The following is a 15650-nucleotide window of genomic DNA, read 5'->3' on the forward strand; positions in this document are numbered from 1 at the left end:
AGGCCACACCGCAACGCGTTCCCGGCCGCGCCTGCGCCATCCTGGTTACCCGCCGTGGGATCGTCGACCTTCGGGTGGGACAGTTCGGCCGCAGGCGAAAGGCTGGTCCGGTTCATGATCGCGCAGGTGATTCCCCTGGTTCCCGGTGGTGGTTTCATCGTCCGTCGTGCGGGCGACCGCTGGGAGCTGATCAATTCCCGGCGCTACGGGCCGGACCAGGTGCTGCACACCTGGCCGCTGAATCAGCACGGCGAAGCGTTCGAGCACTGCCATCGGCTCAACGGCTGCACCATCGCGACCCCGCACGCCGCGCATCACTGAGCGGAAAACCGAAGCGGCGCAACGGCGCTGTAACACACTCGGGTGCGCACCTCAAGTAGTGCACAACGGCGTCAGGTGTGCGAATGTGATCCCTCGTGCGTGACCGTTCCCCCGCCACCCGCGTCGTTCCCCGGGTCGCAGCAACCGCCTGTCTCCTCGCCGCCGCGGCCGTCCTCACTCCGGGCGTCCCCGTGCTGGCCCCGTCGGCCCATGCCGCGCCGCCTGCGCTCACGCAGGTGTCGCAGCCCGGCTTCGACAGCGATATGAGTTCGCGGATCGCGCGGGTGAACGCCTATCTAGCCGGGCGTCCCGGCGTCACCGGGTACGTGCTGCGCGACCGCCAGACCGGCGGCATCTACGCCAACGAGCACGCCGAGAACCAGGTGTGGACCGCCTCGACGATCAAGCTGGCCATCGCCGCCGACCTGCTCAACCGGGCCAGGGTCGGTGCCATCGGTCTGTCCCCCGAGGACCGGACCAACATGGAGTCCATGCTGGCCACCTCCAACGATCACGCCGCCGACGTGCTGTGGAACAAGTACATCGGCTTCGACCGGATGGCCTACAACAACGCGTTCCGCGCCTACGGCATGGTCAGCCTGATCCCGCAGCCGACCGCGTCGGCGATGTTCCCCGACTGGTCGTTCCAGAAGTGCACCGCCGCCGACCTGGACCGGCTGATGAACACCATCCTCGACACCATGCACCCCGACGACCTCGCCTACCTGCTGGACCGGATGCGCTCGGTCGACTCCAACCAGCACTGGGGCGTGTGGGGCGCGGGCGCGCGGATGCGGCCCGGCCTGAAGAACGGCTGGTCGGCCGAGGCCGACGGCTGGGTGGTCAACTCGGTCGGCGTCGCGGGCAACGGTGAGCGCTACACCCTGGCCATCATGAACGCCCTCGGCAGCGACGGCGGATACACCGAGGGCTCGGAGACCGACACCAAGGTCGCCGAACTCCTGCTTGCCGGTCGCTGACCTTCCCGGTCCCGTATTCTCGATCTTGTCCGACCGGTCCGCGTGCCACGGTGTCGCTCACCGCGGCACGCGGCTCCCGGTGAGCGAACGCACCACAGCAAGATCGGAACCGGGATCTCGTGGCGACGCTGCCTCCGGAGCCGACTACGGTTAACCCTGTCACCACCATTGCGGGGCCCACCCCAGTCTGTCGAGGAGCAGGACGATGAGCACTCAGTCTGTCGGGAACCAGCGGCACCGTGTGGTGGTGATCGGTTCCGGATTCGGCGGCTTGTTCGGCACCAGGCACCTGCGCAAGGCCGATGTCGACATCACCCTGATCTCCAAGACCTCCACCCACCTGTTCCAGCCGCTGCTGTACCAGGTGGCCACCGGCATCCTCTCGACCGGCGAGATCGCGCCCGCCACCCGGCTGGTGCTGCGCAAGCAGAAGAACGCGCAGGTGCTGCTCGGCGACGTCCACGACATCGACCTGGTCAACAACACGGTCACCTCGCGACTACTCAACCGCGACACCGTCACCCCCTTCGACAGCCTCATCGTCGCCACCGGCGCGCAGCAGTCGTACTTCGGCAACGACCACTTCGCCACCTTCGCACCCGGCATGAAGACCATCGACGACGCCCTCGAGCTGCGCGCCCGCATCCTGGGCGCCTTCGAGCAGGCCGAGCTCGCGACCACGCAGGAGGAGCGCGACCGGCTGCTCACCTTCATCGTCGTCGGCGCGGGCCCGACCGGCGTGGAGCTGGCGGGCCAGATCGCCGAGCTCGCCGACCGCACCCTCGACGGCACCTTCCGCACCATCGACCCGCGCGACGCGCGCGTCATCCTACTCGAGGGCGCGGGCGCGGTGCTCGGCCCGATGGGTCCCAAGCTGGGCGCCAAGGCGGCCAAGCGGCTCGAGAAGATGGGCGTGGAGATCCAGCTCAACGCCATGGTGACCGATGTCGACGCGCACGGCGTCGTCGTCAAGGACGCCGACGGCAGCACCCGCCGGATCGAATCCGCCTGCAAGGTGTGGTCGGCCGGTGTGCAGGCCAGCCCGCTGGGCAAGATGATCGCCGAGCGCTCCGAGGGCACCGAGGTCGACCGGGCCGGACGCGTCATCGTGGAGCCGGACCTCACGGTCAAGGGCCACCCGAACATCTTCGTGGTCGGCGACCTCATGTCGGTGCCCGGCGTGCCCGGTCAGGCCCAGGGCGCGATCCAGGGCTCCACCTACGCCGCCAAGGCGATCAAGGCCGGGCTCAAGGGGCAGGCCGCCGAGGAGCGCGCGCCGTTCAAGTACTTCAACAAGGGCTCGATGGCGACGATCTCGCGTTTCGACGCCGTCTGCCAGATCGGCAAGATCGAGTTCAGCGGCTTCCTCGCTTGGCTGGCCTGGCTGGCGCTGCACCTGTACTACCTGGTCGGCTACCGCAGCCGGATCGTCACGGTGATCGGCTGGTTCGTCTCCTTCCTCGGCCGCAACCGCGGCCAGATGGCCGCGACCGAGCAGTGGGTCTTCGCCCGGTTGGCGATCGAGGAGGTCAAGTCCGACCGGGCCGACGCCAACGAGCTCGCGGCCGCGCTGGGCGCGCCGCCGGTCGGCAACAGCAAGCCCGCACAGGTGCGCGAGCAGCGCGAAGTCGGCTAGGTCCGTACGTTTCCGAAGGCCGGGTGGTGTCCGCACCGCCCGGCCTTCGGCGTATTCCGGGTTGCCATCGTTTCGGACCCATCCGTCGCCGAGCCGGGTCCGAATGCCGGACGTCATATGTGTGACCAATCCCCCGGACGAAAGGTGATCTATGGCGACGGGGAAACACAGGGCGCCGAGCCCGCAGCGACAGAAGGTGGGTTCGGTCGTCGCGGCTGGAGCGGTCCCCCTGGTCATGGCCCTGATCGGCACGGGCACCGCGAACGCCGATCCCGCGCAGACGGCGGTGACCCAGACCGAACATCCGGCCGGGCCGGAGTTCGACGCGGTGGCGCCCAACGCCACCCCGTACGTGGGCCAGCAGATGCCGGAGAACACGCGCAGTTCGCTGGCGTGGTCGCGGTCGGGCCCGGAGACCGACTATCTGTCCCCGGTGGGCACGCTGCACGCGCCCACCGCGGTCGCGCCGGTGCCGCCGATCCTGCCGCCGCCGGGACAGTTCCGCTTCGGTGACCAGCTGGTCCCGGTGCCGGACTTCGTCCCGGTCGACACGTCGATCCAGATCAACGACGCGGCGGCCAACACCGAGGCCAACCTCGCGACCTTCCTCGACTCGGTCGGCCTCGAGCGCAGCCGCTCGGACCGGATCGCCTCGGAGACCCTGGGCTCCGCCGCCCGTGGCGCGGCGGTCGGGTCGATGGTGGCCACCCCGTTCGCCATGATGGCGAGCACGGGCGGTGCGGTGGCCGGGCTCGTCGCCGGTATCCCGTTCGTCCCGATCGGTCTGGTCGCCGGTCCGATCCTCGGCGGGATGGCCGCCTACATGGCGGTGTCGGTGCCGTTCACGGTCGTCGGCGCCGGTGTCGGCGCGGCGGTGGGCGCGGCGGGCGGTTTCCTCGCGCCGCCGCGCGCGGCCGCGCCGGAAGCGATCGCCGACGACGCGGTGCTGGTCAGCGCCTGATCGTCGCTTGTGTGCGAGGGGAGCCTGGGTTCGCCCCGGCTCCCCTCGTCGTTCTAGACCGAGACCGGGTCCGCCGCGCCGACCGGACTGCCCGCGCGCAGGCGGGCACCGGTCCGGGTCGCCAGCGATCCCCCCGCGGCCAGCGGCAACCGGACGGCGTCGAGACCGCCGGACCAGGCGGGCCGGTCGTCCGGGTAGCGCAGTTCGCTGTCGAGCGCGCGCGCCGCGCTCAACCGGTCGTCGGTGGCCGTGCCCGCGCCGAGCGCGAGGCGATGCCGGATCAGCGGGAGGTCGTCGAGATCGGCGATCAGATCACCGCGCCACTCGCCGTCGTCCTCGCCGCTGCGTCCCAGCTGCACCCGCTCGCGCAGCCGCAGCCGCGCGTCGGCGGCCACCCGCACGGTCGTCGTCGTGTGATGGCGGGCGCCACCGGCGACGATCGTCGGTTCCGGATCGAAGTCCAGTTCCGCGCCGGCGCCGACCTCGAAGCTCCAGTGCCCCACCGACATCGGCGTACGCGCGCTCGGCAGCGCGATCGTCGCCGCCACCGACCGGACGATCAACCGCGCGCCCGGCAGCACGACGATGCGGATATCGAGCTCGTCGCCACCGAGCGGGGTCGCGGCGGTGCCGATCAGGTGCACGGTGTCCGCGCCGGTGTACCGCCCGGCCAGCCCGCCGACCGCGTCGATGCGGGGCAGCCTGCCCGGGGCGGCGACGATGCTCAGCTCAGTGCGCAACGCCGGTGGCCGTGTCCTGTTCGGCGGCCGCGCGCAGCTGCTCGCGCACCCACGCCAGCACCGGCGTGGCGGCCGGATCGTCGGTCAGCGACACCAGGGCGGTGGGGCGACCCTCGCGCACCTTGGCGGCGTCGCGTTCCATCACGCCCAGATCGGCGCCGACCAGCGGAGCCAGGTCGGTCTTGTTCACCACCAGCAGGTCGGAGAAGGTGACGCCGGGGCCGCCCTTGCGCGGCACCTTGTCGCCTCCCGCCACGTCGACGACGAAGATCTGCGCGTCGATCAGGCCGGAGGAGAACGTCGCGGTGAGGTTGTCGCCGCCGGATTCCACCAGGATCAGGTCCAGCGGCGGATTGGCCGCGACCAGGTCGTCGATGGCGTCGAGGTTGGCGGTGATGTCGTCGCGGATGGCGGTGTGCGGGCAGCCGCCGGTCTGCACGGCGGTGATCCGCTCGTCGGGCAGCACCGCGTGGCGGCGCAGGAAGTCGGCGTCCTCGGTGGTGTAGATGTCGTTGGTCAGCACCGCGAGGGACAGTTCGTCCCGCAGCTGCCTGCACAGCGCCGCGACCAGCGCGGTCTTGCCGGAGCCGACGGGGCCGCCGATGCCGATCCGCACCGCCTCGCCCGGCGCGCGGTGCCGCTTGGGGCGGTCGTGGCTGTGATCGTGCGGTTCGCCGTCGATCAGATGGGGCGGCATGGGAACTCCTTCTCGGTGGACGGGGATGTCGGGCGGCTACGAAGCGAACAGCGGCATATCGCGATCCAGGTGACGTTCGGCCAGCGCGTCCTGGAGCGGGTCGGACAGCGCGGCCGGGCCGGTGGCCGCCTCGGCGGCGATCCGGTCGCAGAGCGGGGCCAACCGCATGGTGCCCGCGGCGATGGCGGCGGGATCGAGGGCGAGCAGGCGCTGCGCGGCGGTGGCCGCGCCGGTGAGCGTGGTGTAGACGACGACGCCGGCGAGCTGTTCGGGGCTCGCGCCGCAGGCGGCGCCGACCATCCCGAACACCGTCGACAGATGCGGCCGCACCCCGGCCCTGGCCCAGTCCTGTTCCGGCCACAGCTGTTTGGCCAGCCGCAACAGGCCACGCCCCTGCGCCCGCGAGGCCGCCCGCGCGGCGGGCGACGGCGTCCTGGCGTCGGCCTCCAGCTCGGCACGTTCGGGAGTCAGCGTCGCCCCGCAGACGGCGGCCGCGAGCGAGGCGGCGACGAGCCCGGAGGTGGCGATCCGCCTGCGCAGGTACAGCTCGACACTCGCGTTGTCGCGCAACAGCCCTGACGACACCGCCTCCTCGACGCCGCCGGAGTGCACGTGCCCGCCGATCGGCAGGCACGAGTCGGCCAGGGCGAGCAATGTCGCCAGGCCCGCCGCACCCTCGTTTCGCATCCGCCGATCCTATGCAACAGACCTGGACATCCGCCCGGTGAGGGCGACCAGTGTCGCCGGTCACCCCGGCGACCGGTCGTCGGTCAGCGGGCGGCGCGCGCCGAACGCCAGGCCAGCGCCGCCATCGCGATCAGCAGCAGCGCACCACCCGCGGTCGCTACATGCATGCCGCTGACGAAGGATTCGCGCGCCGCGTCGATCAGGCCCGCGTCACCGTGCGCCTGGGCGATGGTCTCGCCGAGGGTGTCACCGAAGTCGCCCCCCGACCGGAAGACCAGGGCCGCGACCGAACCGAGCAGGGCCAGGCCGAGCGCGTTGCCGAGCTCGAAGCTGGTCTCGGAGATGCCGACCGCCGACCCCGCCCGCTCGGCGGGCACGGCCGAGACCGCCACATCCGAGACCAGCGTGAACGAGATGCCGTAGCCGATACCGGCGATCACCGAACCGAGCACGTACCAGGGCAGTCCACCGTCGACACCCACGCCGAGCAGCATCAGGTTGCCGACCGCCGACATCGCCAGCGCCAGGGTGAAGGTCGCCCGGACACCGAGCGCGCGCCCGACCCGGGCACCGCTCATCGAGAACACGAAGACCGCGATCGCCATCGGAATACCGAGCAGCGCCGCCTGCAGCGGGTCCCGCCCGGTGACCGATTGCAGGTAGATGCTGGTCAGGTAGCTCATCGCGGCCAGCGACATCATGCCGACCAGGCTCGCGCCGATCGCGACCCGGAACAGCGGCCGGGTGAACAGGCTCAGGTCGAGCAGCGGCTCGCTCAGCCTGCGCTGCCTGCGGACGAAGGCCACCAGGACCAGCACGCCGATCGCCGCGATCCCCAGCGACGCGAGATCGAAGCCCTCGGCGGCGAGGTGCTTGATCCCGTAGACGACCGGCAGGATGCCACCGATCGAGAGCACCACGCTGGGCAGATCGAGCGGACCGAGCGCGGTCGAGCGGTGTTCGGGCAGCAGCATCGGCCCGAACACCAGCAGGATCGCCAGCACCGGGATGTTGATCAGGAAGACCGAGCCCCACCAGAAGTGGTGCAGCAGCAGCCCGCCGATGATCGGACCGACGGCCGAGCCGCCGGCGAAGAACGCGGTCCAGATGCCGATCGCGGTCGCGCGCTGCCTGGCGTCGGGGAACAGGCTGGAGATCAGCGCGAGGCTCGACGGCAGCAGGGTCGCGCCGCCGATGCCCATCAGCACGCGCGCGGCGATGAGGACGGGGGCGCTGGGCGCGAACGCGGCGAGCACCGAGGCGAGACCGAAGATGGTGGCGCCGACGAGCAGGATGTTGCGGCGGCCGATCCGGTCGCCGAGGTTGCCCATCGTGATGAGCAGACCGGCCAGCATGAACCCGTAGATGTCGAGGATCCAGAGTTGCTGGGAGGCACTGGGATCCAGGTCGGCGGTGAGTGTCGGCATGGCGAGGAACAGCACCGAGATGTCCATCGACACCAGCAGCACCGGCAGCAGCAGCACGCCCAAGCCGAGCCATGCGCGGCGTCCACCGGCGACCGCGGTGGGCACCGCCGGGTCCAGCTTCGTCATTCCGACATCCTTCCAGGGGTTTGCGTACACCGTACGCGGGGAACGGGTACAGTGTACGCACCGAAAAGGAAAACGGAAAGCGAGTCATGGGATGACTGACGCGAAGCTCACACGCACCGCGATCGTCGACGCCGCGATCACCCTCGCCGACGCCGACGGACTCGACGCGGTGTCGATGCGCCGCATCGCCGATCGGCTCGATGTCGGCACCATGTCGCTGTATCGCCACGTGGCGAACAAGGACGAACTGATCGCGGCCATGACCGACGAGATCGCGGCCCGCCACCCCTACCCGGACCCGACCGGCCGGGGCTGGACCTGGCGCGACCGGGTGCGCATCGCCGCCGAGATCGATTGGCAGCTCTACCAGCAGCATCCCTGGGTCCTGCTGACCTTCGCGGTCCCCCGCTACAGCTTCGGCCCGCAGGGCCTGACCAGCCTCGCCTGGCTGGTCGAGGGCCTGCGCGCGCTCGACGTCTCGGCCCGCGAGGCCACCACCATGGCGTTCACCGTCTGGAACTACATCTCCGGCGCGAGCCTGCCGGTGGTCGGCGGCGCGCTGCTGGCGGAGAAGCGCACCGCCACCGACGACGCGAACGGCCTACGCGACCTCCTCGACGGCACCCCGTCGTTCCCCGTGCCCCCCGCGCTCGCCGAACTGAACGGCGCCGGCGTGAGCGACCTGACCTCCGAGGACCTGCTGTTCCTCGGCCTCGACGCCCTCTGCGACGGTTTCGCCGCCCGCGTCGACCGCCGCGCCGCCGCGGACAGCTGACTACCGCGCGAACCGATACGTCCCGATCGTCAGCTCCGCGCCGACGGTCCGGACGTCGGCCAAGCGCAGGGTTTTCGGCGCGCCGGTCGCGCCGAACAGTCGCTCACCCGCGCCGAGTACGCACGGAAAGGTCGTGAGGCGCAGCTCGTCGACGAGGTCGTGGTCGATCAGCGTGTGCACGAGCAGGCGGCTCGCGTACACCACGATGTCCCCGTCGACGGTCTCCCGCAGCCGCGCCACCGCGCGGACCGGATCGCCGTGCAATCGGGTCACGACACCCCAGCCGAGGTCGTCGACGGTCGACCCGACGACGTATTTCGGCAACGCGCGCAGCCGGTCCGCCCAGTCGCCGGGCCTGCTCGCCCAGCGCCGCGCGAACCACTCGTAGCTGCGCCGCCCGAGCAGCAGCGCGGACGCGCTCCGCGCCTCCGCGTCTTCGATCTCCACCCATGCTCTTCTGGTCGCGTCGTCCATCCGCTCGAACCAGCCGCCGCGCGCGAAGCCCTCCTCGCCGGTGGGGTCCCGCACGACGCCGTCGAGGGAGAGATTCTCGCTGACCACGATGTGTCCCATGACGTTCTCCTGTGTTGTCGGCTACCACTGAGGCAGACGCCACGAGAGCGCGGAAAGGGGCGCGCCCCTTTCCGGCGGGCGCCGACGTCGGTACAGGATGACCACCACACGAGAGGCGGGACCGGTGCAGGCAGATCTGCTCTCGCAGGCGCGAGCGGGCGACGGCGCGGCGTTCCGCGCGCTGACCGAACCGCACCGCCGCGAACTGCTCGTGCACTGCTATCGCATGCTCGGCTCGTACCAGGACGCCGAGGACGCCCTCCAGGACATCCTGCTCGCGGCCTGGCGCGGACTCGGCGGCTTCGACGGTCGCGCCTCGCTGCGCACCTGGCTCTACCGGATCGCCACCAACCGCTGCCTGAGCGTGCTCCGTACGGCCGCCCGGCGCGGGGCGAAGGAGTGGGACATTCCCGGTGTCCGGCCGCCTGCACCGACCCGGCGCGGCGAGGTCGTCTGGCTCGAGCCGTTCCCGGACGCTCTCTGCGACGCCGCGCCGCCGCCCGGCCCCGAGGTCCGCGTCGAGCAGGCCGAGTCGATGTCGCTGGCGTTCGTGACCGCGCTGCAGGTCCTGCCGCCGCGTCAGCTGGCCGTGCTGGTGCTGCGCGATGTGCTCGGTTTCCCGGCGCGGGAGGTCGCCGATCTGCTCGGCACCACGGTCGAGTCGGTCAAGAGCGCGCTCAAACGGGCGCGTGCGGGCGTGCCGCGCCGACCGGGCACCCCGGTCACGGGCTCGCCGGCCGAGAACGCGGTTGTCGCGCGGTTCGTCCGCGCCTACGAGGCCGCCGATATCGACGCAGTGGTCGCGCTGCTCACCGACGACGTGTTCCTGTCGATGCCGCCGCTGCCGCTCGAGTACGAGGGTGCCGAGGCGGCCGGGGAGTTCCTCGGCGCGCTGTTCGGCGCGGGCCGCCGCTACGACCTGGTCCCGACCCGGGCGAACGGCCAGCCCGCCTTCGGCGCCTATCTGCGGTCGCCGTCGGGCCGCAGTCAGGCCACCGGCCTGTACGTCCTCGGCATCGCCGGTGACCGGATCAGCGCCCTGACCCGCTTCGAGAACACCGTCCTGCCCTGGTTCGGCCTGCCGCGCACCGTGCCGGAACACTGACTTGACCTCGAGCGCTGTTCAGGTTGAACAGTGGTGGCATGCACGCAATCCGATTGCACGAATTCGGTCCGGCCACCAACCTCCGCTACGAGTCCGTCCCCGATCCGGAGCCGGCGCCCGGTCAGGTGCGCATCGCGGTGGCGGCGAGCGGGGTCCACCTGGTCGACACCGCACTGCGCCGCGGTGAACCCGGTCCGTTCCCGGTCCCGGCGCTGCCGACGGTGCCGGGTCGCGAGGTCGCGGGCACCGTCGACCGGGTCGGTGCCGGTGTCGACCCGGGTCTGCTCGGCACGTCCGTGGTCGCCCATCTGGGCGCCGCGCCCGGCGGTTACGCGGAGTTCGCGACGGCCGACGCCGACCGCCTGCTGACCATTCCCGACGGCGTCGATCCCAGCACGGCGGTCGCGATGCTCGGGACCGGCCGCACGACGCTGGGCATCCTGTTGTTCACCGAGCTGGACGCCGAGAGCGTGGCGGTGATCCCCGCCGCGGCGGGTGGCATCGGCACCCTGCTCGTGCAGTACGCCGCGGCGGCGGGCGCGACCGTGATCGGCCTGGCGGGCGGCCCGGACAAGGTGCGTGACGTCGCGGCGAACGGCGCCGATATCGCGGTCGACTACACGGCCGCGGACTGGCAGGCGAAGGTCAGATCCCAGCTGGGCGGCCGGACCGCCACCGACGTGTTCGACGGCGTCGGTGGTGACATCGGTACCGCCGCCGTCGAACTGCTCGGCCCCGGCGGCAGGCACCTGATCTTCGGCTGGTCCAGCGGCGCGCCGACCGCAGTGGATCCGGACGCACTGGCCGCCCGGGGGATCACCTCCCGATCGGTGCTCGGTCCGGCGATGCTGGAACGCGCGGGCGGTGACCTGCTGCCGCTGTCGCAGCGGGCGCTGACCGCCGCGGCCGACGGGCTGTTCCGGCCCGCGATCACCGAGTTCCCCCTCGCGGCGGCCGCCAGAGCGCACGAATCCCTCGAAAACCGGTCGACGACAGGAAAAGTCGTGCTGATTCCCTGATTCACCGAATCCTTTCCCGGGGCTCGCCGAATGTCGTGCGGCGGTCTCGCGCGCGGTGGTGGAGACTGGAACCATGACCGACGCGCAGCCGTCCGCCGACCGTCGTCTCGCCGCCCAGGCGCTGGCGGCCGACGATCCGACCGGCTGGTTCGAACCGCTCTACGCCGAGGCCGCGGCGGGGACCTCGGTCGTTCCGTGGGACCGCGACGAACCCAATCCACTGCTGGTCGACTGGGTCACCACCACCTCGACGCCGCTGGGCGGCCGGGCCCTCGTCATCGGCTGCGGCTACGGCGTCGACGCCGAATTCGTTGCCGCCCAGGGTATCCGGACCACCGCGTTCGACATCTCCCCCACCGCCATCCGCGGCGCCCGCACCCGCTTCCCGCAGTCCCCGGTCACCTACAAGGTCGCCGACCTGCTGCACCCGCCCGCCGCCTGGCTCGCCGCCTTCGACCTGGTGATCGAGTCGATCACCATCCAATCCCTGCCCCCCGCCGTCCGGGAAGCCTCGATCGCCGCCATCCGCGGCTTCCTCGCCCCCGGCGCCACCCTGCTGGTCATCGCCGACATCGCCACCGCCCCGGCCCCCGGCCCACCCTGGCCCCTGACCCCCGCCGACATGAACGCGATAGCGACCTCCGACCTCACCCCGATCCGCGTCGAACGCCTCCCCCGCCCCGACACCCCCGGCCGCCACCGCTGGCGCGCCGAATTCCATCGCCCGGCCGCCGACACCCCGTGATCACCCGACCTGCGCCGCAGGCGTTTCGGCGGGCCGGCGCCACGCCGGGATCGTCAGGTAGGTCGCCGCGCGCAGCACCCATTCGACCGGTCCGTAGGGGTGCCCCCGCAGCCACCACGCGCTCAGTACCAGCTGGGCGGCGAAGGTGAGCAGGCCGAGGCCGACGACGCCCAGCGGCGGGATGTCGTCGGCGAGGGCGAAGCCGTAGCCGGTGTAGACGACCATGAGCACGATCGACTGGCCGATGTAGTTCGACGCCGCCATCCGGCCCGCCGGAGCCAGGAAACCGGCGAAGCGACCGGTGCGGGCCGACTGGGCGAGCCGCACCACGACGGCGACGTAGGCGAACGTCATGGCGGGGCCGACGAGGTATTGCAGGCCGTGGATCAGGGCGGGGGCGTTCCACCAGCCCATGACGTCGGCGAAGGTCAGCGCCGAGATCGGCAGGCCGAGGCCGAACCCGATCACCAGCGCGCGGCCCGACCAGCGGCGCAGCGTGTCCGGGTCCTCGAACAGGTTCCGCTTGCCCGCCGCCATCCCGAGCAGGAACATGGCCAGGCTCGGGACGCCCTGGGCGAACCAGATCAGCAGCAGGAACACCGGCGCGAGCGCGGTCTGCGCCGCGAAGGTGTCCGCGAAGCTGCCGGTGTAGTCGGCGGCGAGTTTCGGCAGGTCGAAGAACTCGCCGAGGGCGAGAATGCTCGTCTCGCCGGGCAGGAAGCTCCACACCGACCACACCGTGTAGAGCACCACCCCGGTGATGACGGCGGTCCGCGGCCGCAGTTTCCGCAGCAGGATCAGATGCAGGCACAGGAACGCGTACAGGGTGAGGATGTCGCCGATCCACAGCAGGTACACGTGCACGAGCCCGATCGCCATGAGCGCGGCGCACCGGCGCAGCAATCGCCGGGCCGGCGCGGCGCCCGCGCGTTCGGCGGCCGCGATCTGCAGGGTGAACGAGTACCCGAACAGGAACGCGAACAGCAGATAGAACCGGCCGGTGAACAGCGCGTCGACGGTGGCGCGCACCAGCTGGTCGGCGGTGCCGTCGAACAGCGACACGGGCTTGTCGCGGGGTCCGGTCGCCGACCACAGCGTGGTCGCCACGATCAGGTTGGTGATCAGGATGCCGAACAGGGCGAACCCGCGCAGGATGTCGACCTCGGCGATCCGTCGACCGGAAGATACTGCGGGCGAACGCGTTCCGAGTGCCTCAGCCATGGGGTGAGCGTAGGCGTCCGGGCGGGTCGGCTTCGTCCACCGAGCGGGCTATTTCCGCACGCGACCGGCGCCGCACCCGATCCGCCCTGCGGCGTATTGACTTCCCGCACCGGACCTGTCACACGGCCCACCTAGACTGCGGGCGTGTCGCACCCCACCCCGGCCGGCCCCGAACTGGCGGCCGCCGTCGAAGCCCTGCACGCCGACCTCGCCCGCTGGCTGGGCAGCGCCGCCCCGGTCGAGGTCTTCGACCGTTTCGCGGCCGCCCAGCACCCGGATTTCACGATGGTCACCACCACGGGCGCGGTGCTCGCCAGGGACGACCTGCTCACCGGCCTGCGCGGGGCCCGCGACGCGCAGCCCGGCCTGCGGATCGCGATCACCGAGCTCGAATGCCTGCTCGACGACGGCCACACGGTGGTGATCCGCTTCCTCGAACGCCATCTGCTCGGCGACACCGCGACCGCCCGCCGGGTCACGGCGGTCCTGACCACCGGCGACCCGACCGGGCAGCCGCGCTGGCTGACCGTCCACGAGACGCCCCTGGCCTGAGCGGCTCGCCGCGACCGCGGTGCCACAATGGGACACGACCAGGCTCGTGCAGGGACTCGCAACCACCACGGAGGCGGACATGCAGGCAGTTGTGATCGACCGGTTCGGCGACCCGAAGGACGTGCTCACCGCGCAGGAGGTACCGCCACCGGAGCCGGGACCGGGCGAGGCGCGGATCGCGATGACGCTGTCCCCGATCCACAACCACGACCTGGCCATCATCCGCGGTGTCTACGGCTACCGGCCGCCGCTGCCCGCGATCCCCGGCACCGAGGCGGTCGGCGTCGTCGACGCGGTGGGTCCCGGCGCGGGTGGGGTGGCGGTGGGCGCGCGGGTCGCCGTCGCGGGCGCTCGCGCCGCCTGGGCCGATTTCGTCGTCGTCCGGGCCGACCAGGTCGTCCCGATCCCGCCCGAGGTCCCCGACGAGACCGCCTGCCAGCTGCTGGCCATGCCGCTGAGCGCGCTGATGCTGCTCGACGATCTGCGCGTGCAACCCGGCCAGTGGATCACCGTCAACGCCGCCAACGGCGCGGTCGGCCGCCTGCTCAACCTGTTCGCCCAGCAGCGCGGCGTGCGGGTGCTCAGCCTGGTGCGCGGACCGGACTCGGTGCGGGCGCTGGAGCAGTTCGGCTACGGCCCGGTGATCGACACCGAGACCGAGGGCTGGGCGGCCCGCGCGGCCGAGGTCACCAACGGCGAACCGATCGTGCGGGCGGTGGACCAGGTCAGCGGACCGGCCGCGGGCGCGCTGATGTCGCTGCTGGCGCCGCGGGGTGAGCTGATCTCCTTCGGCGCGCTGTCGGGTCAGCCGCTGATCATCGACACCGGCGCGGTCATCTTCAAACAGGCCGTGGTGAAAGGCTTCTGGGGCCAGCAGCGCGGTAGCGAGATCGATCGCGCCGACTACGTGCGCCTGATCACCGAACTCGTCGGCTTGGCCGCCGCGGGCACCCTGCGGCTGGACGTCCAGGCCGAGTTCCCGCTCGACCGGGCGGGCGAGGCGGCGGTCGAGTCCGAGACCCCCGGCCGCAACGGCAAGGTGGTGCTGCGCGCGGGCGCCCGCTGACCCCGCTATCCGCAAGTCCGATCCCACGATCGAAGCCCACGGCGCCACCGGCCCGTGGGCTTCGCCCGTTGTTACGGTCCGACTATGACGCGAGAAGACACCTCGCCGCGGAAGAAGACGATCAGCAACCCCTACATCCACCGCTTGCAGCGCAGGCACTTCCTGCTCTTCGATGTCGCGCCGATCGTGGGCACCGTTGCCGCGCTGGGCTTCCTGGTCGTGCGCCCGTTCGGCGGCATGGAGCTCGCGCTGCTGTTCGGGATGTGGCTGCTGACCGGACTCGGCATCACCGTCGGCTATCACCGCCTGTTCACCCACCGCACCTTCCGCACCACGCCCGCGGTCGCGGCCGTGCTGGCGGTGTTCGGATCGATGGCCGGTCAGGGTCCGGTGGTGTCGTGGGTCGCGCTGCACCGGCGCCACCACGAGTACAGCGACCGCGAGGGAGATCCGCACTCCCCCAACCTCTCCGGTGACGGCCTGCGTGGCGCGCTGCGCGGGCTGGCGCACTCGCACTTCCTGTGGATGCGCCGCCACGAGTACCCGAACATCGTCCACTACGCGCCCGACCTGATCAAGGACCGGTCGCTGGTGCGGGTGGCCCGGCTCTACTACTGGTGGGTGGGGCTGGGCTTGCTGCTCCCGACCGTGCTGGGTGGCCTGCTCACGCTGAGCTGGACCGGTGCCGTCAGCGGTCTGCTGTGGGGTGGTTTCGTGCGGATCTTCCTGCTCGAGCACATCGTCTGGGCGATCAACTCGTTCCTGCACATGGTCGGCACCCGGCCGTACCGGTCCAGGGAGAACAGCCGCAACGGCGGGGTGTTCGCGCTGATCACCCTCGGCGAGTCCTGGCACAACAATCATCACGCCTTCCCCGAGTCACCCTCGTTCGGATTGCACTGGTACCGGCTCGATCCCGGCTACTGGCTGATCTGGACGCTCGAAACCTTCGGTCTGGCCTGGGATCTGAAGATCCCGACGGCCGACCGCCTGGCCGCCAAACGCGCATGAGGAGCCGT

At 71.4% G+C, this 15650-nt stretch carries 17 protein-coding genes; 11 read left to right on the forward strand and 6 right to left on the reverse strand.

What is annotated here, in order from left to right; all coding sequences use genetic code 11:
* The first annotated feature begins 54 nt into the window (after nucleotides 1-54).
* The 4 genes from ACFVW6_RS33190 to ACFVW6_RS33205 all read left to right on the forward strand — a co-directional run bounded on the left by ACFVW6_RS33190 (nucleotide 55) and on the right by ACFVW6_RS33205 (nucleotide 3898).
* The gene (locus ACFVW6_RS33190; protein ID WP_355275717.1) at nucleotides 55-321 is read left to right on the forward strand and encodes a hypothetical protein; all 267 of its coding nucleotides are present in this window, start codon (nucleotides 55-57) and stop codon (nucleotides 319-321) included.
* Nucleotides 322-584: 263 nt separating this feature from the next.
* Nucleotides 585-1301, forward strand: a complete 717-nt coding sequence (locus tag ACFVW6_RS33195; RefSeq protein WP_378830522.1) for a tat pathway signal sequence — start codon at nucleotides 585-587, stop codon at nucleotides 1299-1301.
* Nucleotides 1302-1506: 205 nt separating this feature from the next.
* Entirely contained in the window at nucleotides 1507-2937 is a 1431-nt protein-coding gene (locus ACFVW6_RS33200) for an NAD(P)/FAD-dependent oxidoreductase (RefSeq protein WP_378830307.1), read from the forward strand.
* A 151-nt stretch (nucleotides 2938-3088) separates the two neighbouring features.
* Entirely contained in the window at nucleotides 3089-3898 is an 810-nt protein-coding gene (locus ACFVW6_RS33205; RefSeq protein WP_355275721.1) for a hypothetical protein, read from the forward strand.
* Between the two features lie 53 nt (nucleotides 3899-3951).
* Here ACFVW6_RS33205 and ACFVW6_RS33210 read toward each other — a convergent pair whose 3' ends face one another.
* From ACFVW6_RS33210 to ACFVW6_RS33225, 4 genes are all read right to left on the reverse strand, one after another.
* Entirely contained in the window at nucleotides 3952-4638 is a 687-nt protein-coding gene (locus ACFVW6_RS33210; RefSeq protein WP_378830305.1) for an urease accessory protein UreD, read from the reverse strand.
* Nucleotides 4628-5335: an urease accessory protein UreG gene (gene ureG, locus ACFVW6_RS33215; protein WP_355275724.1), complete on the reverse strand. Its 708-nt coding sequence runs from the start codon at nucleotides 5333-5335 to the stop codon at nucleotides 4628-4630. Before ureG ends, ACFVW6_RS33210 begins: the two co-directional genes overlap by 11 nt.
* A gap of 36 nt (nucleotides 5336-5371) precedes the next feature.
* Nucleotides 5372-6022, reverse strand: a complete 651-nt coding sequence (locus ACFVW6_RS33220; protein WP_378830304.1) for an urease accessory protein UreF — start codon at nucleotides 6020-6022, stop codon at nucleotides 5372-5374.
* An 83-nt stretch (nucleotides 6023-6105) separates the two neighbouring features.
* Nucleotides 6106-7575 (reverse strand): MFS transporter, encoded by a 1470-nt coding sequence (locus tag ACFVW6_RS33225; protein WP_357345388.1) that lies wholly within the window; start codon nucleotides 7573-7575, stop codon nucleotides 6106-6108.
* Between the two features lie 91 nt (nucleotides 7576-7666).
* Between ACFVW6_RS33225 and ACFVW6_RS33230 the strand changes: the two genes are divergently transcribed.
* Nucleotides 7667-8350: a TetR family transcriptional regulator gene (locus tag ACFVW6_RS33230; protein ID WP_355275730.1), complete on the forward strand. Its 684-nt coding sequence runs from the start codon at nucleotides 7667-7669 to the stop codon at nucleotides 8348-8350.
* Here ACFVW6_RS33230 and ACFVW6_RS33235 read toward each other — a convergent pair whose 3' ends face one another.
* A complete protein-coding gene (locus ACFVW6_RS33235) occupies nucleotides 8351-8923 on the reverse strand; it encodes a dihydrofolate reductase family protein (RefSeq protein ID WP_378830302.1) in 573 nt (190 codons plus the stop codon).
* A 97-nt stretch (nucleotides 8924-9020) separates the two neighbouring features.
* On the opposite strand from ACFVW6_RS33235, the gene ACFVW6_RS33240 reads away from it, so the two are divergent.
* The 3 genes from ACFVW6_RS33240 to ACFVW6_RS33250 all read left to right on the forward strand — a co-directional run bounded on the left by ACFVW6_RS33240 (nucleotide 9021) and on the right by ACFVW6_RS33250 (nucleotide 11792).
* The gene (locus tag ACFVW6_RS33240; RefSeq protein ID WP_378830301.1) at nucleotides 9021-10028 is read left to right on the forward strand and encodes a sigma-70 family RNA polymerase sigma factor; all 1008 of its coding nucleotides are present in this window, start codon (nucleotides 9021-9023) and stop codon (nucleotides 10026-10028) included.
* Nucleotides 10029-10066: 38 nt separating this feature from the next.
* Nucleotides 10067-11047, forward strand: coding sequence for a zinc-binding dehydrogenase (locus tag ACFVW6_RS33245; protein WP_378830299.1), 981 nt, complete (start codon nucleotides 10067-10069; stop codon nucleotides 11045-11047).
* Between the two features lie 73 nt (nucleotides 11048-11120).
* Nucleotides 11121-11792, forward strand: coding sequence for a class I SAM-dependent methyltransferase (locus ACFVW6_RS33250; protein ID WP_378830298.1), 672 nt, complete (start codon nucleotides 11121-11123; stop codon nucleotides 11790-11792).
* Here ACFVW6_RS33250 and ACFVW6_RS33255 read toward each other — a convergent pair whose 3' ends face one another.
* Nucleotides 11793-13013 (reverse strand): DUF418 domain-containing protein, encoded by a 1221-nt coding sequence (locus ACFVW6_RS33255; protein ID WP_378830296.1) that lies wholly within the window; start codon nucleotides 13011-13013, stop codon nucleotides 11793-11795.
* Between the two features lie 144 nt (nucleotides 13014-13157).
* On the opposite strand from ACFVW6_RS33255, the gene ACFVW6_RS33260 reads away from it, so the two are divergent.
* From ACFVW6_RS33260 to ACFVW6_RS33270, 3 genes are all read left to right on the forward strand, one after another.
* Nucleotides 13158-13565: a hypothetical protein gene (locus tag ACFVW6_RS33260; RefSeq protein WP_378830295.1), complete on the forward strand. Its 408-nt coding sequence runs from the start codon at nucleotides 13158-13160 to the stop codon at nucleotides 13563-13565.
* Nucleotides 13566-13644: 79 nt separating this feature from the next.
* Nucleotides 13645-14631, forward strand: coding sequence for an alcohol dehydrogenase catalytic domain-containing protein (locus ACFVW6_RS33265; RefSeq protein WP_378830294.1), 987 nt, complete (start codon nucleotides 13645-13647; stop codon nucleotides 14629-14631).
* Nucleotides 14632-14715: 84 nt separating this feature from the next.
* The gene (locus ACFVW6_RS33270; protein WP_378830293.1) at nucleotides 14716-15642 is read left to right on the forward strand and encodes an acyl-CoA desaturase; all 927 of its coding nucleotides are present in this window, start codon (nucleotides 14716-14718) and stop codon (nucleotides 15640-15642) included.
* The last annotated feature ends 8 nt before the right edge of the window (nucleotides 15643-15650 follow it).

Origin of the sequence: Nocardia sp. NPDC058244, assembly GCF_042882065.1 — a bacterium.
GTDB lineage: Bacteria > Actinomycetota > Actinomycetes > Mycobacteriales > Mycobacteriaceae > Nocardia.